The following is a 24,916-nucleotide window of genomic DNA, read 5'->3' as shown; positions in this document are numbered from 1 at the left end:
AGCGCCTATTATCCAGATACGTTACATGCAACAGCGCCTAGCATGTTTTCTCTTTTTAAGCGCAAACGTAGGGCTTGCGGGCATTATAATAGTGCGTTGGTTTGATTAACTGCGAGAAAGATTTGGAAGAGCGTTGACTCTTATAGTTGCAAAATTCGGCGGCACATCGGTTGCATCGCCCGAGCGCATTAAAAACGTTGCAAAACGCCTAGCGCGCATGAAAGAGCGCGGCGACAAGGTTGTAGCCGTAGTATCTGCCATGGGCAAAACAACTGACGAGCTTATGGGGCTAGCGAATGCCGTAAACACAAACCCGCCGGCACGCGAGCTGGATCGCCTGCTATCAACCGGCGAACAGGTTTCTATGACACTGTTGGCGCTATCGCTTGAAAGCATGGGGCTGCGTGCCATGAGCTTCACAGGTCGCCAAGCAGGCATAGAAACGAATGGCACGCACAACAAAGCCAGAATAGTGAAAGTACACAACGAACGCATACTTAACGCACTAGAGGCTGACATAATACCGGTTGTAGCGGGCTTTCAGGGAATTGATGCGAATGGCGATATAACAACGCTAGGTCGCGGTGGTTCTGACACCACAGCTGTTGCTGTTGCTTGGGGTATCGGTGCCGATGTTTGCGAAATATATTCCGACGTAGATGGCGTATACACAACCGACCCGCGCATTGCACCGCGCGCACGCAAACTTAACGAAATCTCTTACGACGATATGCTGGAGTTATCCAGCGCAGGCAGCGGCGTGCTTCAAAGCCGCGCCGTGGAATTCGCCAAAAAATGGGGCGTAGTAATACATTCGCGCTCGGCTTTTTCCGATGCGCCCGGCACCTATATCAAGGAGGATCCAAAAATGGAGGAAGCCGTTATAACCGGCATTGCACACGACACTTCCGAGATAAAGGTGACTATACGCCACGTGCCCGACGCTGTGGGCGTTGCGGCAAAAGTATTCAGCGCACTGGCTGCTAACATGGTGAACATGGATATGATTATCCAAAACACATCCCGCGATGGGGCAACCGACATTTCATTTACATGCCCCGCATCCGATCTTGCACGCGCCCGTGAAACGCTTGACGTAATTATTCCGGAAATTGGTGCCGATTCGGTAGACGTGGAAGAAGACATTGCCAAGATAAGTCTGGTGGGAACAGGCATGAAATCTTCACCGGGCGTATCGGCGCTAGCTTTCCGCACGCTGGGCGAAAACAACATAAATATAATGGCAATATCTACATCGCCGATTAGGCTTTCTATGGTTATAGATTCTGCCGAAACTCAGCGCGCGGTGCAGTTATTGCATACCGCATTCGACCTAGATTCCGACAGCATATTTGAAGAAACGCAGCTATCCGCCGAAGAAATTGCTGCCAAAATGGCAAAAGGTCGCTAGCGGCAACAACAGCAACAGGCAGCCATTATTACCACTCTAGGGTTTCAGCGCTATCTGGATTGTCGTTTACAGTTACAGCAGCCACATGACCTTCATGTACGCGAATTACCCTATCGGCTATGCGCTCGAACGCCTGATTGTGGGTAATAACCATAACAGTTTTGCCGGTGTTGTGGCATGTGTCCTGCAGAAGTTTTAGGATAGCCTTACCAGTTTCATAATCAAGCGCACCTGTGGGCTCGTCGCAAAGCAGCAACTTAGGGTTCTTCGCTAATGCACGCGCAATGGCTACGCGCTGCTGCTCACCACCAGAAAGCTGCCCGGGGAAGTTGTCTATCCTGTGCCCAAGACCAACAGAGCGCAGCGCATCGCCCGCATCCAGTGGGTCTTTGCATATCTGATTAGCCAACTCTACATTCTCTAGCGCGGTCAGATTAGCCACCAGATTGTAGAATTGAAAAACAAAACCTATATCGTAGCGGCGATAAAACGTAACTTCTTTGGGTGTGTAGTCGCTAACACGCACGCCGTCCAACTCTATGCTGCCCGACGTTACGGTGTCCATACCGCCTATCATATTCAAAAGCGTAGTTTTTCCACTGCCCGAAGGTCCAACCACCACCACAAATTCACCGGCGTTAACGTCGAAAGTCATGCTGCGCACAGCGGGTACTTCCACCTCGCCCATCTTGTATGTTTTGCAAAGGTCGCGCACTTCCAAAAATGCCATTTCTACTCCCTACTGTTGCGCCCTAATGAATAACTGCCACAAGTCTTGTTCCGTAAAGCCCGGCGAGGCGAACCACGAGTCTTGCTCCGTGAAGCGGAGTGAAGGCTGCGAAGCCCGAGGATGCGAACCACAAATCTTGCTCCGTGAAGCGGAGCGAAGGCTGCGAAGCTTCTGAACACAGCTTCACGGGGCAAGATTTCCAAAACTCCCTATTCATTCGACTTCAAACTTTCAACCATATCTATATTGGCAAGTTTGCGCATCATGACCAGCATAACCAAAACAGTGAACAACATTGTTAGCAAGAACGCGAAAACGAAACTTAGAATATGGATATCACGACCAAACATAACTTGATTAACCTCAGCCGTAACAACCACAAAATTCTCTAGGAAAATTCCCAGCACAAGCCCTACAAGTGCGCCTAAAACAGACAGAATAATAGTCTCGCGGAATATGTATATCTGCACTTCGCGAGCCGTAAATCCTAAAACTTTCAGCGTGGCTATTTCGCGCACACGCTCGGTAATGTTTATGTTAGTAAGATTGTAAAGCACAATGAAGGCAAGCATTGCCGCTGCCAAAATAAGCACAACCACAACCATATTCACAGAGCTTAGTGCCGATTTGTAGCTATCTATTGTTTCGTCGTTATAAGCCACCGTGCGCACGCTGTCTATTTGCTGCATTTCAGCATCCAACTTGCCGCGCACATCGGCGTCTTCGGGAATATTTGCATACACAGTGCTGAATTGCGGGTTGGCGCCAAAAGCCTTTTCGTAAGCTGAAGCAGACATAAAAACGCTGTGTCCCACATAGTTTTCAACTATGCCCGTTACTGGCACAGCAAATACCTGATCTGTAGCGTTACCCATATCGTCTTTCACAGCCAGTACAACATTGTCGCCCACACTTATTTCGTTTTCGGCAGCCAACTTTTCAGTAACTACTGCACCTTCATCTTGCAAGTGCACATCTTCCCCAGAAAGGCGGTTCTTCAGCGCCCATATCTTGGAAAATTCCTGTTCGTTTTCGGGCACAATAACTTCAGTGGTTAGGTCTTCCTTATTCGGGTTTGCCTGCACAGCGCCCGATCCACCACCCACAGTAACCATCAGTTCCACGTGTGCATCAACTTGCGTATCGGCACCTACGCTAGCTATAGCGTCGTTTACAGCCTGCTTATCGGCATCGGAGGCATCTTCCTCTTCTGTAACAACCACTGTATATTTCACTATTTGCCCATAATGCTTATCTATTATGTCGTTGATGGAATCTTGCAAACCGAAGCCGGTTAGCAGCAGCGCGGTACAGCCCGCAATGCCGACTATGGTCATTATCAAACGCTTCTTATAACGGAAAATGTTGCGGCATGTAACCTTCCATAAAAACGACAGCTTATTCCACACGGGGCGCACGCGCTCTAACAAAATGCGCTTACCCGCTTTCGGCGCAGGCGGCAGCATAAGAGCCGCCGGAGATTCCCTAAGTGTGGAAATGGCGGCAGCGGCCGTAGCGATAAGCGTAATGCCCACGCCCATGCCTGCCGACAAAAGCGCAACCTGCCAATCCATCTGCAAGCCAGCAGTAGGCACAATATAAACTATTGAATATGCCGACATAATAATAGCCGGCAGCGTAAATGCCAGCGCCGCAATGCCCACAACAGAACCCGCAATGCTTGCGGAAGCCGCATATATTAGGTATTTCGATGTTATGCGCGACCGCGAATAACCCAACGCTTTATATGTGCCTATAAGCATGCGCTCTTCATCGACCATACGCGTCATGGTGGTAAGTGACACAAGGGCAGCCACTAGGAAAAATATTAGCGGGAATACGGCGGCAATGTGCCCTATACGCGTGGAATCTTGAGCGAAACTTTCAACACCGTAATTCTTCGTGCGGTCCATAACAAGCCAATCGGGCTTCTCAATAGCATCTATGTCAGCTTGAGCATCCGCTAGTTCGGCTTCAGCATCAGCAAATTCCGCATTTGCCTTTTCGCGATTTTCCTCGTATTCCGCCAAACCCGACTCGTAATCTGCTTTTCCCTGTTTTAGCTGCGCGCGCCCGCTAGACAAATCGGATGCAGCTTTATCTAGCTTTTTTTGCGCGGCATCAAGCTGCGCATTTGCTTGCGCACGCTGTTCTTCCAGCTGCTGTCGTCCAGCAGCTAGCTGCGTTTCGCCCTGCGCCACTTGATCTAAACCCGCATTGACCTTTGCAAGCCCTGCCTGCACTTCGGCTAGCTGCTGCTGGAGCGCCGGGTTGGTTGGATCAAGCACAAGAGCCTGCTGAAGTTGCACCTGCGCCTCTTCTAGCTGTTGTTGCTGTGCGGTAAGTGTGGTCTTTGTTGATTCCAGCTGTGCCGCCTGATTATCAATTTCGATTTGCGCATCAGCCAATTGCTTCTTAGCCGCGCTGCGCTGCTCTTCCAGCTGCACCTTCCCGCTGTCGTATTCGCGCTGACCTTGATTTATCTTGCGCTCGCTTTCCTGAATTTGGGAAAGCGCATCGTCAAGTTTGCGCTGCGCGTCAGCCAACTGGTTTTCCGCATCAGCCCGCTCGGCATTGTATTCGCTTCGCGCATCGTCAAGTTCGCGCTGCGCGTCGGCTTTCAATTCGTCAACCCTAGCCTGTTCGCGCGCATCGGCTATGGACTCTATGCGGCTTAGCACGAAAGCCACCGTATCGTTATAACCTTCGCTGCCAGACTCAAGCTGTTTCGCACCCGAAACGGATATAAATGCCTCGGTTATGGGATAGTCGGCAGAAAAATCGCTAGCAGGAATATACATAAACTGTTGAATAACGCCCGAACCGAGCGAAGTTGAACCCATAGAGGTAGACGATGTGTAATACGACGAACTTACCGTACCCACAATTGTGAATTGCGTCCGGTTCAGTGTGTCGGATAATTCGGTGGTGCCTTCAATAAGCGTTATGGTGTCACCCAACCCCACAGGACCATTCATTATGCGGTCGGCTGAAATAACGCATTCGCCCGATGCGCTAGGCATACGACCATCTACCAGAACCAAATCGTTAATGCGCTGTTCGTTGGCACTAGAATCATCCAGCGAATGAATGCGAAACGTGTAAGGCTCGCTATTCACTTCGCCTTGAGCATCAGTCTCCCAAGCTGCCTGCACATCTTCTACGCCTTCAATTTGCCGCAACGCTTCAATATCGGAATCGGAAAGACCCATAGTAGACACAACACGTATGTCAAACAGATTGGTTTCGTCGTAGAATTTATCAGCAGCAAGGCGCATGTCGGGCGCGGTCATTTGAAGACCTGCGTAGAAACCCACCCCCAGCGCAACTATTGCAAAGATCGCAATAAAGCGCCCAAGTGAATGGGTAATAGAGCGCCACACCTCTTTATTAAAAGCCGTATGCTTCATGTTTGAATGATATCGTACATTTAGCACGCTTCCGCATTATTCTTAATAAAAGTTTGCCATGCCACTAAAGTGCCGTTACTTTGCCTATTAAAAGTTGCCAAGGATGCCAGCTTTCTGCAAGATTTACATTCATTAAAAGTTGCAACTATGAAGATTTGAGATATCAATAGGTGTTGTACACAGTTGGTTTTGACATGAAATCTGTATGTCACTTGATATCGCATTTTTGATACACAGATATAAGGTTTGCAATCTAGTCTTGATTAGAAGATTTATAAATCTTCTAGAGAAAGAAAAGACAAACATGGATGAGCAAGCTACTGTTTCTATTACTAATCAATTTATGTTTAATCGCGTAATGATTCAAAAAGAAATATGTAAAGACTTTCTAGAGTGTGTATTAGGTAAACAAATAGATGATCTAATCTATAAAAACGCTGAACAAGCAATAGAACCTAGACTAGACTTTAAGAGTGTTAGGTTAGATTTGTTTGCTAAAACAAAACATGAAGTTTTTGACATAGAACTACAAATTCAACAAAGAGCAGATATCGCTAGGAGATATAGATACTATCAAGCATCTATTGATACTGCATCGCTTGATAAAGGGGCAGACTACGATAAGCTAGACACAAGCTATATTATCTTTGTTTGCAATCACGATCCTTTCAAAGCAGGACTTCCAATTTATGAAATAGAACCAATATGTAGACAAGACACATCTTTAGATATAGACAGCGGTATACACTGGATTGCTCTTAACTGTAAAGATTATAAGAAGACAAAAGATAAGCACCTGCTTTCTTTTATGGAGTATGTCTCCACTGGTAAAATAGATAAACAAGACAAACTAGTTACATCTATTGCTTGCGCAGTAGATAGAGCCAATGAAGATAGAGAGTGGGTGAATAAGGTGTTTTCTGTAAGTACAATAGGGGAAGATTGGGAGCGAGAAGTACGTATAGCCCGCAGAGCTGCTCTAAAAGAGGGAGAAGAACGGGGGTTAGAGCGAGGACGAACTGAAGGCTTACAACAAGGACGCACGGAAGCCGCACGCTACGACTCTCTTATCGAACACCTATTTGCCGCTGGACGTGAAGCTGACGTTCTTAAAGCCTCTAAAGACCCAGCTTATCGTGATCAGCTTTTTACCGAGTTTGGCATTTAATACAAAGCTAAATACATTAAGTATAAATTCATAGATCCAAAAAAGAAAATAATGCCCTTTATTGGCAGTTGTACCAACAAAGGGCATTTTAGTTAGGCATATACAAGTTCGGTCAATTGTCATAACTGGCAAACTATTGCAGCTCATTAACCGTTGTAGCTTTCCATCAGGGCTCGGAATGCAGGCATACTGCGCTCTATGGTGCTGCGCGCAATGCAATACGACAGACGCACCCAACCTTTAACGCCAAAACTGTCAGACGGAACTAGCAAAAGCTCATAGTCTTTCGCGCGTTCAGAAAATGCTATCGCATCGGGCTCTAAAGCGCGAACCCATAAATAGAATGCGCCTTCTGGCTGCACATATTCGTAACCCAATTCGCTAAGTCCTTGCGTTAGCAGTTCTCTGTTGGAGGCATACGTAGCCACATCGCTTGGCGTGCCCAAGCATTTCGCTATAACGCGCTGCAACATAACGGGCGCACAAATGTAACCTAACGCCCTGCCCGCACCAGCCACAGCTGTGCTTATTGCTTGCGCATCGCCCATGCGGTCGCTAACGTAAATGTACCCTATGCGCTCGCCCGGCAGCGAAAGCGATTTGCTAAACGAATAACACACTATAGTGTCTGCATACAGATTCGGAACATATGGTATATCGGCACCGTAAGTTATTTCCCTATAGGGCTCATCAGCCACAATGAATATACGCCGACCTAGCTCTTGTTCTTTAGCAGCTAACATCTTGGCAAGCGCTTGCAAGTTTTCGCGCGTATATACAGCGCCGACCGGATTATTCGGGCTATTAATTATTATGGCACTTGTACGCTCATTTATCGCCGCCTCTATTGCCGCTATATCGGGCTGGAAGCTGGGCACACTTGCGGGAATTTCCACGAGAGTACAATCTGCGGTGTGCGTCCACGTGCGATACTCCGGAAAATATGGCGCAATAGCTATAACCTCATCGCCCGGCTCGCAAATAGCCGAAAGCGTTATAGCAATGGCTGACGATGCCCCAGATGTAACATAGACATTGCCAGCAGTAGCCGAAATGCCAAATTCACTTGTTATGTAGTCAGCAATAGCTTTTCGCACCGCTGGATCGCCGGGGCTGGGCGTATATTCATGCGCCACTACCGGGTCTTGTTGTAGTTGCTCAACAAATGCCTGATGCACGCATTCCGGCGCCGGCACACTGGGGTTGCCTATGCTGTAATCAAACACATTCTCAGCACCAATTTCAGCTTTGCGCTTAAGCCCGTATGCAAACAATTCGCGAATTTTATTAGGTTCAGCACCTAAGTCGAACATTTTTTGATTAATCATAAATACAAATCCTCCGTTTGTGCCATATCCCCAAATAACGCCAGCAGCAACCTGTCGCTGTGTCGCTGGCGGAATACTCAAATCTAATTGTACTCTCGCTTATAGCACGCAGAAACCACGCAAACGTGAAGAGTATAATTCCATGGCATAAACTGCAAAACAAGGAGTTAACATGGCTATTAAAGTAATGCTCGTAAATGGTGGTCCGCACAAAAACGGTACTACAAATCGCGCACTAGATGAAATAGAAAAAGCGCTTACGGAAGACGGCATTGAAGTAGGGCGCTTTTGGGTGGGCGCAAAACCCATAGCTGGATGCATTGGCTGCCAATACTGCGCAACGCACGAAGGCGAATGCACTTTCCACGATGTAGTAAATGAATTTAATCATATTGCAGCCGACTACGACGGGTTCATATTCGGAACACCGGTGCACTATGCCGCAGCATCGGGCGCAACAACCTCGTTTATGGACAGGTCGTTTTATTCGCAGGCGCTAGGCGGTGTAAACATTTATCCGTTCAAACCTGCAGCTTCAGTTGTTGTGGCGCGCCGCGGTGGTTGCTCGTCTACATTCGATCAGCTTAACAAGTACTACACCATCGTGCAGATGCCGATTATATCGTCATCCTATTGGAATATGGTTTACGGCAACAGTGCTGAAGATGCCGAACAAGATGCCGAAGGCTTGCGCACAATGCGCGTGCTTGGGCACAACATGGCATATCACCTGAAGTGCCAAAAAGCCGGAGAAGCCGCAGGCATTCTGCCACCCGCGCCTGAGCCTGCTGCACGCACAAACTTTATCCGCTAGTTATAAGGAAAACGTAGTTAAAGCTACAAGATTCTGGCGATGCGGAAGAGCGTAGTGAAGGCTGCGCAGCTTCTGAACGTAGCTCTTCCGTATCGTCAGAATCTAAGTGGAGACTGCGCAGCTTCTGAACGCAGTCTCCCCGGTTTCGCGCGTTGGATATCGTTTACATATAAATGTTACTTCGCGCCCGTCAATTCCCTATTTCGTCTAAGTGCTTGTGACTGTTCTCGTGCGACAAAATCATAGCCACCAGCGCCACAACAGCAACCACCACCATATACCATGCCGGTGCCAAATTAGACCCGGTTGCCGATATAAGCGCTGTGCCTATCATAGCCGCGGTACCGCCAAATATAGCATTCGCCAAATTGAAGCTTAATGCAAAACCGGTGTAGCGCACATCGGTAGGAAATGTTTCGGTAAGATAGCTGGAAAGCGTTCCGTCGTTAATGGTTAGCACAAAGCACATAACCAGCTCTACCCCAAGAACTATTATGAATTGTGCCGTATTCAGCAACATAAACGCAGGAACCGTAAGCACGATAAAAAGCACACAGGCGCTAATAAGCATTTTCTTGCGCCCGAAGCGATCGGATATTTTGCCCGATATGAATATGAATGCAATGTATGCCACAAGCGATATGGTGGTAGCCAGCTGCGATTCGTCGGCAGGCATGCCCACAGCCGTTTCCAAATATGTAGGCAGATATGTTAGAACTGCATAAAAACCAACTGCATTCAGCATACAAGCGCCAAACGAGACAATAAGTTCGCGCAAATGGTTTTTACACAGATCGCGAATAGGATGCTGCCCTTCGCTATGAGTAGTCGCCAAATTTTCCTGCATTGACTGATATGTGGGCGAATCTTCAAGCCTAGTGCGAATGTAGTGCGCAATAAGCCCAAGCGGACCAGCCAATAAAAACGGAATGCGCCATCCCCACATATTTACGGCTTCTTCAGGCATAAATATAGTCATTATGGTTGCCAGAGTAGAACCCACAAGCAAGCCAACAGCAGTAGATGCCGGAACTAGCGAACAGTACAAGCCGCGTTTATCTTGCGGAGCGTATTCAGCCAAAAACGTTGCCGCACCAGCATATTCTCCTGCAGCTGAAAAGCCCTGCACCATGCGCAGAAGCAACAACAGCAGCGGCGCACCTAAACCTATCATTGCATAGGTTGGCAAACAGCCGATAAGAAATGTTGCGCCAGACATAAGGAATATACTTACGGAAAGCGCCCATTTGCGACCTTTTTTATCGCCCAAGCTGCCCCAAAATAGTGCACCAACAGGGCGCATAATGAACGACACCGCAAACACCGCAAATGTACTAATAAGCGCTGCAGTCGGGTCTTCCGAAGCGAAAAACACCGCGGCTATTACAGTTGCAAAATAGGAATACGACGCATAGTCAAACCACTCAATAAAATTACCCAAAAACGATGAAACCGCAACGCGCCTTATAGTTGCGCCATTATCTAAATTGGGATCCAATGCAGCAGTATCTGCAGTAGCATCTGCCATGATCTCCCCTTCTCTTCTTCGGGCTAAAGGCTTGCCCGGAGGAAATGATACGCCAAAACCACTTCTTCTACGCGCATCTTTACATGCTTGAAACCTATAACGCGTGCGAACGGGGCATATCTACTAGCGCTTCACTTTATACACCATATAAATTGCGGGCACCCATACGAGCGCCCGCAATTCACAATAACTGTTAAAACTGGCAGAATTTACGCATGTTTGCCATAACTTTTGCGACGGCGACCGCGCCCGTTAGTTAACAGAGCCACGCCTAGTGCCGCGCACGCAACACCAGTTAGCACCAAAATGCCGGGAACGGTTAAATCGCCAGTTTGCGCCAAAGACGTTAAGTGGCGAAGCGCCTTAGCAGGAGCACTATTTGACCCCGCCGGAGCCAAAGCCGAGAAATTAGCCACCACAGTGCAATCCGACTCCACTGTTAAAACAAACGAAGTAGGAGTAGTGGGTTTCAGTGTCTGTGTTTGTCCTTTACTTGTCAGAGTAATGCTATCGGCTTGCCATTGCGAAGACTCTGGAGTAAGCGTAAATTCAACCCTAGTACCAGCAGCATATGTATGCTTACCAGATGGCGTTATGCTGCCGTGCCCAGAAGACGAAGCGTCAACAACACATTCAACCCCGGGAGTTGGCGGATTAATAATAGGATCGTCTTTCTTTTCGTTAAACGATGCAATTATGCGACCGCCCGACGCGCCCACCGTGAACGAATGCACCTCGGTTGCGCGTGCCTCGGTTGCGCGTGCCTCAGTTGCACGTGCCTCAGCTGCGCGCGCCTCGGCATCAACGCCGCCCGCTTCAGAACTATCCAACGCCATCATCTGCGGTGCTTCGGCAACTCCATCGTAGCTAATCATGTACCCTTTCGTGCGGAAACCATCAAACGTATAACCTTCGTCAGCCCGTTCAGTTAGCAGTAGTTTTTCTCCTGCCGGCACGCTAAGCGTAGCGCTAACTTCACGCCCATCGCGTGCAACTGTGCCGCCCTCACCAACAGTTACATCTACCGTAAATTCATCCACTACAAAAATACCGCGCACCCACAAGTTTTGAGATATACCCGACAGCACAAGACAATTTCCCATACTGCGCAATTCGTCAAGCGTGTAAGTTTTTACCACGTTTCCGTTGGCAGATCCGCTGCGCACTTCGGCACCCGTAAGCATATACCCATCGTTTGCGCGGAATGTAAATGCTTGGCTTGCAAGTTTGTCGCCCTGAACGCTTATGCTAGACGGACACACGCTGCCGCCCGCATCGCTAACGCCAACCACAGTGTAGAAGTTACCGGGTGTTTGCGGGTCTTGCCAAGTGGTATTACTGGGACTAGTTGCACTACCCTGCGCAAACGTTACCTCTAAGCTGGTGAAATTGCTATCAACATTCGGATATGTATAACTTTGGGCAAATTTATCTATAAATACCTTAGTGCCATTTACCTTCAGTTCAGCAATATATGCTTTGTCGTTATCGTAGGTAAACGTGAATGTCTGCGGCTTATCAATTATCGCATCAAAGACTCCCTCGCCGGGGCTTACCGCGCCACCTTGCCCATTCACTATTATTTCCACAGGAGTAGTATTTGCCAAAACCGGTCTGGTCTTAAACACAACATAAACAGCCGCTAAATCGCTAGTTGTATACTTGCCGTCTAATACAAAAGCGCCGTCATTCACATTGTTATCTTGCAGAATTTTGCGACTTCCATCGTTATAATGCAGTGAAATATACGAGATAGTTTTACCCTCGTCGGGTTGCAAATTCATAGGAATATCGCTTCCCACCGGAACACGCATTGGACTAGCTGCACCCAGCACACTGCCACCGGTTACAAATAAGCTAGCATTTGTTAGTTCACCCTGAGTGCCAAGTGCGTTGTCTTCCTTGTTGCCTATTGGCTCTACAGTAGGAATAAGTTCCACACTTGTAGCGTCCACATATTGCAACCCAGTTTTATAGTAGCGAATGCTCTGCTCATTGGTCGCCGCTTTACTTTGCGCCTGTGCACCTAAAGTCGCGCCAACGTTTTCAGCACTACGAACATTATTCACTAAGCCACCAGACCTCATGCTCTTCAAATTGGCTATATTGTTCATAAATTCGCCGTGACTTATCTGCTCGAAATCTAGGTCTATCAGATTAGAGCTACCATCTAAACTTGCCTGCAAGCGAGTTACAACATAACCCGCCGCCGGATAGAACAAGAATATGTTCTCATCGGCTGTGTAGTAAGGAACGGTGGTGTTTTCAGGCCATGCCGACACATTCTTAGTAGAAACCTGCACCCACACAGGCACTTCCTTAGGCGCTATAGGCGCAAACGACACTACTAAATTGTTGCTGCCGTCGCTAAGAGCATTGTAGTTTACGAAGAATACATTGCCCGGCTTGGTTGTAATTGATGAGCCATTTAGCGTAATGCCTTGCACTTTATATCCATTTGCAGGCTCGGCGCTTATCTGCAGAAAATCGCCTTCAGCCACTTGAGCCGTACCACTTGCAGGCTGAATTATCCTACCCATACTTTCGCATCCGCTGGCTATGCTTACGGTTGCGCTGCGCAATTTCGCTGCCGGGGCATCTGCGCTGCGCTTGTCAAATACAGCATGCACGCCCACTATGCGGTCAGTAACTACCAGCGAATAGCTGTATTGATTCTTAGCCGGAATGGTTTGCACTTCAGTTGTGCCGTCGTCGCCCAAATAGGTAATTTGTATTTCTTTCATCATATCGCTTGTGGCATTTTCGGGCACAAACGTTAGATTCAGCGTCTCGCCAATTGTGGCGTTATATTTGCCTGAGGGCGATATGGTGCCACCGTTAGTACTAGATAGATTTATTTCCACCTTAGTAGATTTTACAGGCTCAAACATCACCTTCACATCTACCGCAGCACTACCAGATGAAAGCTCTGCAATTAGGCTGCCGCTAATATTGATGGTACTGCCGCTCATTTGCTGCGTTATATCGCGGCTACCTACAAGTACCTGCCCTACTTTGTAACCCGCATTCGGCGTTGCAGTTATCGTTATAGAACTATCTGCGCCCACAAACTGATTTCCAGAAGGCGACACGCTTCCACCTTCGCTACCTTTAATAGTTACAGGATAGCTAACCGGCGGCTTTGAGTTGCCATCTTCCTTAAACGCACACTCAATCCAAGTTTCAGCTGTAATTTTCATAGTGTGCGAAAACGCGCTATCCAACGATAAATTCGCTATAACATTGCCATTGGCATCTACTTGGCGCATGAAATCGGCAGTGTATCCTTCATCGGGCTTCATGGTGAAAGTTTGCTCTTTACCAGCTGCTATAAGCGAACTACCCGAAGGGCTTATAGTGCCGCCAACGCCCAACACCTGTGTGTGTACACTTACGCGCGTATCGTCTGGCACAAACCGCACAACCACAGCATGTACATCACCGGTACCCGTAAACGGCAACTGCAAAGTAGCACCATAAACGCTACCCGAAAGCACGCTGCCAGCTCCAGAAAGCGCCTGTTCGCGCCCGTCAATTAATACTGCACCAATAACAAACCCGCTATTCGGACTTACGGTTACCTGCGCTGGCTGCTTAGCGCTAGCGTAAACATTTCCGCTGTTGCTTAGTGTGCCGCCATTAACACCGCCCTGCGTAACAGCCTCAAGTGTATACTTCGTCAGATTATTGTTCGGCGCAGCTGCGAACACCGCATGAATGCTATGTGATTGTTGCACGTTGCCGAATACATATTCTCCAACTGAATTCAGTTCTATGCCAACAGGATTACCATCTACTATCAACTGGCTAAGTTGCATGCCTGCACCGGGCTGGAATGTGAAAGCCTGATTGCCATTTTCTGCCACTTGCACACGATTCTTACCAGTGGCATCAGGCGTACCAGCAGGATCTATGCTGCCGTCACCCTCGCTAGACACCCATATATCGAAGTATTCTTTCTGGTCAGGCGGATCGCTGTAATCAGACTGTTTGAATTCTATAAGAATTTCTTGGTCGCTTGTTATGCCCATTATGGTATGCGTTTCGCCCACCTGCGTGCGCACACCATTAACGGTCATGTACGTAACATAGCCCGTGCCCGGCTTAAATGTAAACGACAAGCTGCCACCATAGTTCACAAGTTTGCCCCGAGACGTGAAAATGTCATCGCCAGATGCAGGATTTAGCACCCAAGCTTGCTGCTCGGCCGACGTACCCACTGCAAAAGACACCTTCGCAGTAAGCTTTTCACCAGTATGGTCTTCGCTAAAGAAAGCAGTAACAGTGTCGTAGCCTTGCGTTATTAGTGCGCGACCCAACATGTAGGTATAAGCAGCGCCGTTTGCGCTTTGAGCATTTAGTTGTATATCGCCGCCTGTCCAAGTAAGCACCGGCAAAGATGAATTTGCGCCAGAAGACACGGCAACGTTTGCCAACTTGCTCTTCTGACCTTGCGTTCCATCTTCGGGTGTTATGGTGAACAACACTCCGGCATCTGCGCTGTTAGAGGTATAAGTTGCATTTGTTGGATTTATGGTACCTGTACCGCTGAAATTGGCAGTAGTTTCCACCTTGCCACGCAGCTGATACGTTATAGGTGCAGGCGGTTTTGGTGAAGATGCGCGTGTAAACGTTACCGTTATGGCACCGTTTTCAGCCTTCACTTTGTCGGCTGGAATTGAATAGGTGCCATTTGTGGAGTTCAAGATATCGGCACCACACTTCACAACAACCGAATAGCTGTAATAGTTATTGCTGTCTTCGTCGCTAGCCTTAGGCGTAGCCGTAAAATCTATAGTGGAAGTGGTGAATTCCACCGTGCGCTCTTGAAGCGACGATGCGCTGGTCAAACTTTTGCCCTGTACTGCCACGGTTCCATAAGAGCTATCGCCTTCTATTGTGAATATAGCTGTAACCGGGTTTTCTATGGGCTTATCGCCCTTGTCTTTAAACTCAATTTCAATTTTGGCACTGGCATCTTCAAGTGCGCTGCCAGCTATAGTAAAGCTGTTGTTCACACCTGCCACAACACCATCGGTAGCACCATTTACTTTAACAATAGCCTCGTAGCCGTTGTTGGGCACCGCAGTTATAACAACATCTCGACCATGCAAATACGTAACCGTGCCATTTGCGCCCGATGAATCCATAGTAACGCCAGTTCCAGAAACAGTGCCATTTGCGCCGCCCGTTACCACTATGTCGCGCGTCTGCTGCACAAGCCTAAAATCAGCCTGAACATCAACGTCCGCCAAAACATCGGTAATTATGTAGCTGCCGGCAGCAGTCATGCTTGGTGTAACAGCCACACCATCAACCGTTAGCTTCGCCAAATAATACGTATTTTGATTGCCTTCCATGCTTATTATTTTCGATCCGCCATGCACAACGGTAGAAGATGCTGGTCCCACGCTTACGCCCGCATCCGTTGCTGTAGTCTGGGGAGTGTAATTATTTGTAACAGTAACCGTGTGGTTCGGATAAGTAATTTGCGTGCCATACCTAAAATGCGCCACCACAGAGGTAGTGTTATTTATTCCCGTTAAGGTAAGTGTGTCGCCAACAACATTTGCGCGTTGCTTGCCGGTGCCATTCAGGTCAACCTCGACGTAGTCAAGCACGCTGCCGCTAACTCCATTAAATTGGAAAGTGGCAACACCCGACAGCGTGGAATACACCCCTTTAGGATTGCTTTCCGTATTCGTAGAATCTGCCGTCTGGGACATTTCGCCAGAAATAACCGTAACGGTACCTGTAGCGTCTTCTTCGCCTGCTCCAACTGAAACATTAATCAGCTTACCCTGCGCTGCTGTTGTTGCTTTGAAGTACGCCGCTATAGTGTATTCATTGCCCAATGTAGGAACTGTGAAATCGAGATAATTCAAACCGGGAAGCGCTTGTAAGCCGCTGCCTTGCTGCGCAGCAGGTGCGTAAGATTCAATAACCGAACCAGCCGTGCCCTGTAAAACATCGACGCGAGCCAGCTCGTAGCCGCTGAACGGCAAAAACGTATACTGAACTTTGGTGCCCGGCGCATAGTTTATTTTGCCAGACGGAGTAACTTTGCCGCCCACATCTGGGAAGTTGTATCCAGCGCTGGAATCTACCTTTGTTGCCGCTATAGCCGATACGGCTACTTTCTTTTCGCTTGCAACAGAAACGGCAAAAACGCCCACACCTGCGCTTAGCGTGTTCGCATCGGTTATAACTACACTTCCGTTGTCCAGATCGAACGAATTTACAGGCACAACAGAAGTGTTACCACCATTTTGTACAATATGCCAAACACGTATTTTGTCTTTCTGCGCGCTGGTGTTCGCGGGAATGCGTACTTCGTTTATAGTTGATATTGCCTGCGGAGCTTTGTCATCTACCGCCAACTGATTTGTTATTGCTAGGTCTAACGCGGTGGTTATTTCATCTCCATCCGCTGCATTTAGAAGCTCATTATATATAGTTGCGTTGCCGCCATTTTGGGAAGGGATAATGTCGGTTGCTTTCAATGTAGCGCCACCACGATACGTCCAAGCACTTACGCTGGCGTTGCTTCCTGCATCTGTCATTTTTTGGAATTCGAAAGTTGCGCCGCAAACCACAGTTTGGGAATTCGATGTAACAGTGTAGCCTGTGCTGTCCTTCGCGACTAAGTAGAAATTATACGTAGGCGCTGCAGACGCATTCCCAAAATCAAGTATATCTTTTACAGTTTTGCCGCTAGCGTCTTTTACGTTTGCATCGTTTAGCCAAAGCGCAACGCTAGCATTTTTACTAGCATCGGCTGTTGCGGCAAATTCCGTACTTTCAAAAATGGCAGTTTGCGCTTGTACGCCGCCATTCATTTCATAAACTACCCACTTGTAGGTGTATTCATTATTGCTGTTCGGAACACCACCAGTAAGCTGGGCGTTTATGGTGTAATCAGCCTTGTGCACATCTTGCTCTAGCAGCGGTTCACTCTCTATTTGAACAGGAGCCGCATTCGTTATAGTAGCCTTGAAGTTACTGATTACTTTAACGCTTACGGTTGTAGATACCTGATCGCCGCCAGCGCTAAGTTGGCTGCTTTCTGTACTTACACCAGAGCCGTTTTCCTCCCAATTCATTCCATCGGTAGCGCGGCTTTCCTGTTTCTCGCCGGTGTCTATGTTACGTATTGCCCCATCTGTCTGCGCTAATGCCGACGCGGGATTCAATCCCAGCACCATACAAACAGCCAGCACTACTGCTAGCGCCCGTTTCAGCTGTTTTCCCATTGCACTTCCCATAGTGAACCCTTTTCCCTTTACTTATTTGCACTCTTGCACTCGCAACTTAATAAATGCTGCACGTAAAGCATTTCTTTGTTTCTTTGTTGAAAATGTTTCATGTGAAACATTTAGTTAAGTACTTCTATATCTATCTTTGCTGCTGCTTGACCTACTAGCTCTTCTGTATCTTTGTCATATGCTGAAAATGTAGCTGTACAGGCATAGCTTCCTTTTGGAAGCGCCACATCTAGCGTGTCTGATTGGATGTGATAGTTTGGCTCTATCATGTCTGTTTCGTATATCTTTTCCCCTGTGTCATCTCGCGTTATTTCTACGCGCATCAGATAGTTGTTGGCAGGTACGTTTTCTATACGCAACTCGCCGGGCGCGGTGCCGTTTTCAAACTCTACATAAGAGGCAATAGATATGTTGAACATGCCCTCTTCAACCACGCGGTCTAGTTCTGCTTGTATCTCTTCTGGGGTTTTGCCTTCTAGCTGACCAAGGTCGCCTTGACGGGCGCTTTTGCTTGAACCGTTACACAGGGTAAAAGCAAGCAAGATTGCCACAACAATAGCCACAATGGCTATAACAATGCACACCCAGAAGCGTGCTTTATGTTTGCGTTTAGATGCCGGCACAGACTGAGACGTAGCAGGCTGTACGTACCCTCCCTGAGACTGCATGTTAGACTGCGTGGGCATTTGGGGTGCCACAGGCGACACCCCAGACCCCATCCCATAACCGCGCACCCTATTTCCCGCACAATTTTGTTGCAGGTTGTTCTGGTCAAAATTAGCCTTTTGGTTATTTCGAAATGCATCAGTCATAGGATTTCCTTATTAGTACAGTTACGCAGTTTCGCGACTTACAGAGAGGTTGCAGCTACGGTAAAAGTGATTCTGAAAGCATCTACACCTGTAGTAGTCAAAGCACTGCTTACTCCCTGTAACTCAGAGCCGCTGCCGCTCATTTTTAATCCCATAATTGATGCGGTCTGTTGCTCATTAGGTTTAGCCGCAACAGTCCACTTCGGATCATTACTACCGGTAGCTAAATCGATTGGAGTAGCTCCTGTTGCTTTATTTCCTTCATTCTTGGTACCAGTAGTTAGATCAGAATCTTCTGAATCTTTATTAACGGCGTCACTGGGTTCTAGCTTTATAGCCAAGTCGCCAACTGCACCTGTAATGCTTGCATTATTTATAGTGCTAACAAGCTTCCAGTCGCCACTCGATGAATCGGTTGTAGCAATATTTGTAATCGCTACTGGGAAAGAAGACTCATTCTCAATACGGTAGCCAGAAATATCAGCAGTATTTTGCGCAGTAAAGGTTTTGATGCCCTCACTTGGAACGCCAAGAGGTCCGCCTGCCGCATCCGCAACAATAGTTACATTCAGAGGAACAGTCACATCAATTTGACTGATTCGAGCTTTTACTTTCACATCGGTAGATACAGCACTGTTAACAACTGGATTGTCGGTTGAGGCATCAACAGTACCATCGCCCGATCCTAAGTCGGCTGCGAATGCAGGTACGGCGCATCCCATTGCTAGCGCTGCGCTAAGCGCTACTGCACCAAAAATCTTACTTGTCTTTTTCATGGCTTTTCCTCCTTTATTGTTTAAGCCATCTGTCCACTGCTTGCGCGGTCCTCAAATGCCCTTTCCCAATAGGCTCGGACCATGTTCCGTTTGTCTACTAACATTCGGAACAAACCGACATTGCGGTCTATTCACTCCACCCGTTAAGGCGGGGTGGCGGAATGCTCAGCTGCTCTGCGGTCCTCGCTCGGCAGAAATGTTCACAGAACACTTCTTTCGCTGTGGAACTCGCTTTGTGAGCACACCGCCGCACCGCCTTAACTGTTCAAATGCATTTCTCACCCCTTTCTAATTCAGCACGTTTATCGTTATCTTGGCGGCAGCTTTTCCTACCTCTTCGTAGGTCTGTTCGTCTAATGCTGTAAATGTGGCTGTAGCCTCATGTGCCCCAGCATCTAAGTCTTTCGCAAGCGCAATGTTTTCGATGTATTGGTCGGGCTTTAGTACTCCAGACTCATACAAAACATCTCCCGTATCGTCTTCTGTAATGGTTACTTTCATCAGGTAGTGGTTGCCGGGCACGTTTTCGATGTATGCAGTACCAGAAGACGTACCATCTTCAAACTGAATTACAGACGCAATTGATATGTTGAACATGCCTTCTTCAACTGTACGGTCAAGTTCTGCCTGCATTTCTTCTTGAGACTTATAAGGCGCTTGTCCAGTTTGCGCATTAGGATCAAATAAGCTGTTGCCGTTACAAGCAAATAGCCAAACTAAAAGCCATATAGCCAAAGCTACAACAACAATGCCCACAACCAAAAGGATTGTTTTCTTTTTACTGCTATGGTTAGCGCTATTTTTGCGACCATTGTTGCTGCCGTTGCCGCCCGCATTTGCGGAACCCGAGGTTTGCGTTTGCGGCGGCACTTGCGTTTGCGCTTGCGCCCTAGTAGGTCGTGATGAACTATTTGCACCAAAACGCGAAGACGACACATTGGGTCTTTGCACGCGATTCGCATCTGCCCCGTCTACTCGCCTTACCTTTGGTCTTTGCTGGTTGTTCAGGTTCTCGTTTGCCATCAATCTATTCCTAATCGTCGTCTTATAAAACCCAAGACAACCGAATAGAAATAAAATAACCAACCCTGATATACTGCAATTAAGTCAAGCGTCCGACTGGAATGCATCGTTTATACTCAGGCGCTTTCTTACGCCTAAACTACATAGTTTTACAGGCAAAACTTTCTTGCTAAATAATAAAAAACATGATAGTCTTTTGCCTGTAAGAAGCCTGGCGCCGAGGTCACAGAGCCTCACATGCGAGGCTTTTTTCATGCCTATTTCAGCGGAAACACTGACATAAAGTACTTCTGATTCTTTGAATTGCGCTTTATTTGAACCGCAAAGTTAACCCCATCAGAAGATGTGCCAAAAAATCTAAAGTATTTGTTTCCTGAATCGTGAATAGATTCCGGAGCGCATGTCGTCTTTCTTATCAGTTCTATTGCGCAAGGATACAACATTAGGCGTCTCTGGCGTTCTGCACTGTTTTTCTGCTTCAAATGCGCCCAAAATAGATCTAGAAATACTTTATCTCCACCAAAATATCGTGAACGTACATAAGCCATCCTACGGTTTGATTTCACAATACTGTTATAGACGGCACGAGCCTTACGAAACAAATCACTTGTTCCGCTAGCTTTCAAACACGCAGCAGATGTCTTATAGAAATTTGGCATGCATGCAAGTATAGTGCATTTATCATGCAATAGGAAAGATTCATTATTCTATTCGGTTGTCAAGGTGCGGTGGTGCCGCTTTGCCATTTGCATGGCATATTGCATACGTCGGGAATTAGTGGCTGCGTTTTGCTGTGGTGCAGCCACAAATTCCTAAAACGTGTGGTTTATAAATTCGCTAAAGCTGATTGCGCACTTGCAGCTTTCTTTGCAGCAGAAGTGCTGCTATCGAATGTCCAAATGTCGTTATCGGTTGGTGCACTACCACCTGTACCGTCGGTAGCAACATTGACTAAATCAATCGTCCAAGTAACCTCAGCCACATTATCAGCCGTTATGCCCGTATCAGGATGCTTAGCTAACTCATTCATAACAGCTTGAACTGCAGCACCGTTAAGCTTCATGGTCATGTTGCCGGAAAGTGGCGGATGATTGGAATCGCTAGTCGCTGCTCCTACTACTTGCTGGAAAGTAGTATCGCCACCGTCTAGGCTAAATTCGCTTCCAACAAATCCAAGCGTCACGCCATTTACAGCACTACCAAACACTGAAGACGCATCTGTGCCTACAGCCGATTGTGCACCCACCTTAATTTGCAAAGGAGTTCCGTTATTGACACTTATAGTTTCTTCTGATGAAACAGGTATATCTGCTTGCGGCGCACTTAGATCAAATGTAGCCACACTGTTGTCAGGTACTTCCACGCTGTAAACTGCAGTCCATCCAGCATACAGATTAATGTTGCGAACGCCATTCTTGTCTGTTGCAACATCAGATGTATCCCCTGCCGCAGTTTGCACTAGTGCCCGCAGCTTAGTATTGTCAAGAGTTGCGCCAGCATTATGCACAAGCGGTGTACCCGTTTTATCGTCTATACGCCAGTCGCGCAAGGTAAAGCCATACATCTTAGCGCTATCAACCACATCACCTGCTGCCGGCAAGGTTAAGCTGCTATCGTCCACACTAAACGTCTTATCCGCTATGCCTAAATCTCCGCTTCCATCAGCATATTTAGCAAAGTTAAGCGTATAGGTATTTGGCGTAGATGCAGCATATACCGTAGCCACTCTGTCATTTGCATTTCCAGATGCAGCATTCGGGAACAACTTGTCAAAAGTGCTGTTAGTACCAAGCGATACATCAGCCACACTCTCATAATTGTTGGACGCATTCTTAGCATCCCAGCCGCTAAGCGTATACCCCGTGTTGGCTACAGCTTGCTTAAATGCCACTTTTTGGTCTTTGTTTGTACCGAAATCATCAACTATGAACGTTGTTATATAGCTGCTATCCGCATCGGTTAGCTGCGTAGCCACACGACCAGTTTCGTTATCTTTTTCGGCATAACGCACGGTGTAGATGTTCTTATCCCATACCGGATGAAGCGTTAAGCTGTCTTGCAGTACAGGTGTTGCTGTAGCCGCGTATTCGGCAGAGCTGTCTGCCCAAGCTTTAAACGACACCCACTTATTACCTTCATCTGTAAGTGTCATGCCGCCCATGTCTCCAAGTGCAGCCGGCACAGCAGTATTCCATGCCACATGCTTTATGCTGTCTTTTGTACCTTGCGAATATCCATCCGCATTGTTAACAAATTCCACTTTCAGAAGCACGTTATAGTAAACATCTATCTTGGCATTTTTGTCAGCAGTTAGTGTTGCTTGCGTACTAACCGAGCTGCCCCCATGGTTTGCATCTAGCAAATACACATACTTTTCAACGTGGTTGTCATAAGCCGTCGCGTCATATTCGCGACCATCTTTCTTGCTAATCTTTTCTTTGTAGTAATCTTTCAGTGTATTGTCAGTTACTGTTGTGCTGCCGTGTTGCACCGTGCCAGCTTTTATGTCCACCACATCGCCCGTTGTAAGGCTAGAACCGCCTGCCTGCGCTATGGTTTCTGTAGTGGTAACACTGTCATAGTCCCCCGTTGCTGGGTCTTGCCAGTGATAAACCACCGTAAGTTGATTATCTCCAGCTACCCACTTGGCATACATTACCATAGCCGTGCCATCGCCATAGGCTTTCACCGCATCACTCATCTTTGTGAAGTTCACGGTGTTAGTGTCGCCCGCAGCTTTCAGCCACCCGCTAAATACGTGCCCCACCTTACTAAAACCAACCTGCTCAGCTGTGGGCAACGTTATATTGGCTGTGTACTTCACATCTTCAATAAACGTACTGTTTACTGTACCCTGCCCACCATTCGGATTAAACGTTATGGTGTAGGTCTTGGGAGTCCATTTACCGCTAAGTACTATTGTTGTAGCCGATCCATTGCCTATCAGTTCTTTGAAAGTTTCCGTGTTTAAAGTGGTGTTTACAGCATAAGTCTTATTTGCATTGCCGCCGGTAAAACCACCGAATGTGTAGCCCATAAGACTAGGCTCTGCAGTATAGAGCTTCGCTGGTGTAGCCGTCGCAGCTTCTTCTATGTTTGTAGATACAGACGCTGTTTGGCTAGGTGTGTCAATCAGTACTGCGCCATCAACATCTTTGCTATTCGCGAAACTGAACGTGTATGTAACCAAATCCCAGTTAGCCGTAATATTTATGGTTGCCCCATTCGCAGGGAAACTGTTTGCGGGCAATATATTGGATATGTGTGTACTACCAGTTGATATCTGTGTGCCGTTTGGTCCGGTGTAGTTTTTGAAGCTGTAGCCTAAGTTCGTCGGGTTTGCAGCACTTATATTTATAGGTGCGGAAGCATACGCAACGTTAGCTATGTCTGCCGGAAGCCCTGTTGCACCTGCCTTAGCGCTGATGAAGTGTAATTTATACTTGTTTTCAGCCCACTGTGCATTAAGCACTATGGTGTTATTGGCACCCACATTGCCGTTGGAAACAAGGTCTTCTACATTAACTGTATTTGTATATGTATTTGCCGCAGTACCAGTAGTTGCAGGCTTCCAACCAGATAATGTATAGCCTTGGCGCTGACGCACATTTGTATCTGTGCTCTTAGGTAATGTGATAGCTGCGCTCTCTACAGTAACCGTCTCATCTGCGGGCCATGATGCGCTATTGAATACACCCGATGCTCCATCAGCAAAATGTAGGGTATAGTTAATAATCGCCCATCTTGCATGATAGGTTGTATTAGTATCTGGCAAATAGCTATTCGATGTTATTTGATCGCCCTCACCAGATGCTGTTGTCCACCACCCAGCAAAGGTATACCCAGACTTTGATGGATCTGCAGGCAACTGAACTTTAGTAATAGTTCCACCAGCTTGCGGCGTATCGGCAATCGTGCCACCACCATGTGTATTCCACGAAATAATAACTGGCTCAAAGTTAGCCCATACATCAGAAGTCCAGCGATATATAACATTACCATCGCTGCCCAACTGTTCTAAAGCGGTACCAGCAGGAGTTAGTGACCAGTTCAAGAAGTCAGGTCTACCCTCCATGTTCCATAAATGGAAGTTGCAATAAGAACCGTTTGCGTAGTTCACACCTATGCAGCTAAAGTTTTTATTTTCTCGGTATTCAACATGCCAAGAGACTACACCGTCTGTCCATCTTGGAGTGTTGGGATATATGATCCAAGGTGCATCCTCTTGACGCCAGCCACCCTCTACACTTGAATCCGCCCACATAGGCATTAACTCCACATAAGAAGCTGAATTTAGGTTGAGAGTAAACGGCGTTGTATTTGCATACACCTGATTGTCCCAGCGATATATAACATTACCATCGCTGCCCAACTGTTCTAAAGCGGTACCAGCAGGAGTTAGTGACCAGTTCAAGAAGTCAGGTCTACCCTCCATGTTCCATAAATGGAAGTTGCAATAAGAACCGTTTGCGTAGTTCACACCTATGCAGCTAAAGTTTTTATTTTCTCGGTATTCAACATGCCAAGAGACTACACCGTCTGTCCATCTTGGAGTGTTGGGATATATGATCCAAGGTGCATCCTCTTGACGCCAGCCACCCTCTACACTTGAATCCGCCCACATAGGCATTAACTCCACATAAGAAGCTGA

Annotated in this window: 12 protein-coding genes; 3 read left to right on the top strand and 9 right to left on the bottom strand. The window is 47.4% G+C overall.

Annotation, left to right across the window (positions count from 1 at the left end; translation table 11 throughout):
• Nucleotides 1-133 precede the first annotated feature (133 nt).
• Nucleotides 134-1,411 (top strand): aspartate kinase, encoded by a 1,278-nt coding sequence (locus tag G7Y46_RS06165; protein WP_165253300.1) that lies wholly within the window; start codon nucleotides 134-136, stop codon nucleotides 1,409-1,411.
• 28 nt (nucleotides 1,412-1,439) lie between these two features.
• Here G7Y46_RS06165 and G7Y46_RS06160 read toward each other — a convergent pair whose 3' ends face one another.
• Together G7Y46_RS06160 and G7Y46_RS06155 are read right to left on the bottom strand one after the other, a co-directional pair.
• Entirely contained in the window at nucleotides 1,440-2,141 is a 702-nt protein-coding gene (locus G7Y46_RS06160; protein WP_165062400.1) for an ABC transporter ATP-binding protein, read from the bottom strand.
• 209 nt (nucleotides 2,142-2,350) lie between these two features.
• Complete coding sequence (locus G7Y46_RS06155; RefSeq protein WP_165253298.1) at nucleotides 2,351-5,551, bottom strand: FtsX-like permease family protein; 3,201 nt, start codon at nucleotides 5,549-5,551, stop codon at nucleotides 2,351-2,353.
• 304 nt (nucleotides 5,552-5,855) lie between these two features.
• On the opposite strand from G7Y46_RS06155, the gene G7Y46_RS06150 reads away from it, so the two are divergent.
• Nucleotides 5,856-6,719 carry an Rpn family recombination-promoting nuclease/putative transposase gene (locus G7Y46_RS06150; RefSeq protein ID WP_165253296.1) on the top strand — a complete coding sequence of 288 codons (864 nt, stop codon included), beginning with the start codon at nucleotides 5,856-5,858 and terminating at the stop codon, nucleotides 6,717-6,719.
• Between the two features lie 146 nt (nucleotides 6,720-6,865).
• Here the strand turns inward: G7Y46_RS06150 and G7Y46_RS06145 are convergent, their stop codons facing one another.
• Nucleotides 6,866-8,047 carry a pyridoxal phosphate-dependent aminotransferase gene (locus tag G7Y46_RS06145; protein WP_165253294.1) on the bottom strand — a complete coding sequence of 394 codons (1,182 nt, stop codon included), beginning with the start codon at nucleotides 8,045-8,047 and terminating at the stop codon, nucleotides 6,866-6,868.
• A gap of 172 nt (nucleotides 8,048-8,219) precedes the next feature.
• On the opposite strand from G7Y46_RS06145, the gene G7Y46_RS06140 reads away from it, so the two are divergent.
• Nucleotides 8,220-8,861, top strand: a complete 642-nt coding sequence (locus G7Y46_RS06140; RefSeq protein WP_241156031.1) for a flavodoxin family protein — start codon at nucleotides 8,220-8,222, stop codon at nucleotides 8,859-8,861.
• Between the two features lie 190 nt (nucleotides 8,862-9,051).
• Here the strand turns inward: G7Y46_RS06140 and G7Y46_RS06135 are convergent, their stop codons facing one another.
• The 6 genes from G7Y46_RS06135 to G7Y46_RS06110 form a co-directional block, all read right to left on the bottom strand.
• Nucleotides 9,052-10,389 carry an MFS transporter gene (locus tag G7Y46_RS06135; RefSeq protein WP_165062497.1) on the bottom strand — a complete coding sequence of 446 codons (1,338 nt, stop codon included), beginning with the start codon at nucleotides 10,387-10,389 and terminating at the stop codon, nucleotides 9,052-9,054.
• A 209-nt stretch (nucleotides 10,390-10,598) separates the two neighbouring features.
• A complete protein-coding gene (locus tag G7Y46_RS06130) occupies nucleotides 10,599-17,654 on the bottom strand; it encodes a hypothetical protein (protein ID WP_165253292.1) in 7,056 nt (2,351 codons plus the stop codon).
• A gap of 110 nt (nucleotides 17,655-17,764) precedes the next feature.
• Complete coding sequence (locus G7Y46_RS06125) at nucleotides 17,765-18,466, bottom strand: hypothetical protein (RefSeq protein ID WP_165253290.1); 702 nt, start codon at nucleotides 18,464-18,466, stop codon at nucleotides 17,765-17,767.
• 38 nt (nucleotides 18,467-18,504) lie between these two features.
• Entirely contained in the window at nucleotides 18,505-19,242 is a 738-nt protein-coding gene (locus G7Y46_RS06120) for a hypothetical protein (RefSeq protein WP_165253288.1), read from the bottom strand.
• A gap of 288 nt (nucleotides 19,243-19,530) precedes the next feature.
• Complete coding sequence (locus tag G7Y46_RS06115) at nucleotides 19,531-20,265, bottom strand: hypothetical protein (RefSeq protein ID WP_165253286.1); 735 nt, start codon at nucleotides 20,263-20,265, stop codon at nucleotides 19,531-19,533.
• 826 nt (nucleotides 20,266-21,091) lie between these two features.
• Nucleotides 21,092-24,895 (bottom strand): InlB B-repeat-containing protein, encoded by a 3,804-nt coding sequence (locus tag G7Y46_RS06110; protein WP_165253284.1) that lies wholly within the window; start codon nucleotides 24,893-24,895, stop codon nucleotides 21,092-21,094.
• Nucleotides 24,896-24,916: the final 21 nt, after the last annotated feature.

Origin of the sequence: Adlercreutzia sp. ZJ304 (genome assembly GCF_011039075.1) — a bacterium.
GTDB lineage: Bacteria > Actinomycetota > Coriobacteriia > Coriobacteriales > Eggerthellaceae > Adlercreutzia_A.
The sequence above is the reverse complement of the archived record's forward strand: the minus strand, read 5'-3'. Positions and strand labels throughout refer to the sequence as shown.

Bases quoted from the DNA above. Each gene is read 5' to 3' on its own strand.
- G7Y46_RS06160 (WP_165062400.1), bottom strand. From the start codon at position 2,141: ATGGCATTTTTGGAAGTGCGCGACCTTTGCAAAACATACAAGATGGGC.
- G7Y46_RS06155 (WP_165253298.1), bottom strand. From the start codon at position 5,551: ATGAAGCATACGGCTTTTAATAAAGAGGTGTGGCGCTCTATTACCCAT.
- G7Y46_RS06150 (WP_165253296.1), top strand. From the start codon at position 5,856: ATGGATGAGCAAGCTACTGTTTCTATTACTAATCAATTTATGTTTAAT.
- G7Y46_RS06145 (WP_165253294.1), bottom strand. From the start codon at position 8,047: ATGATTAATCAAAAAATGTTCGACTTAGGTGCTGAACCTAATAAAATT.
- G7Y46_RS06140 (WP_241156031.1), top strand. From the start codon at position 8,220: ATGGCTATTAAAGTAATGCTCGTAAATGGTGGTCCGCACAAAAACGGT.
- G7Y46_RS06135 (WP_165062497.1), bottom strand. From the start codon at position 10,389: ATGGCAGATGCTACTGCAGATACTGCTGCATTGGATCCCAATTTAGAT.
- G7Y46_RS06130 (WP_165253292.1), bottom strand. From the start codon at position 17,654: ATGGGAAGTGCAATGGGAAAACAGCTGAAACGGGCGCTAGCAGTAGTG.
- G7Y46_RS06125 (WP_165253290.1), bottom strand. From the start codon at position 18,466: ATGACTGATGCATTTCGAAATAACCAAAAGGCTAATTTTGACCAGAAC.
- G7Y46_RS06120 (WP_165253288.1), bottom strand. From the start codon at position 19,242: ATGAAAAAGACAAGTAAGATTTTTGGTGCAGTAGCGCTTAGCGCAGCG.
- G7Y46_RS06115 (WP_165253286.1), bottom strand. From the start codon at position 20,265: ATGGCAAACGAGAACCTGAACAACCAGCAAAGACCAAAGGTAAGGCGA.
- G7Y46_RS06110 (WP_165253284.1), bottom strand. From the start codon at position 24,895: ATGCCTATGTGGGCGGATTCAAGTGTAGAGGGTGGCTGGCGTCAAGAG.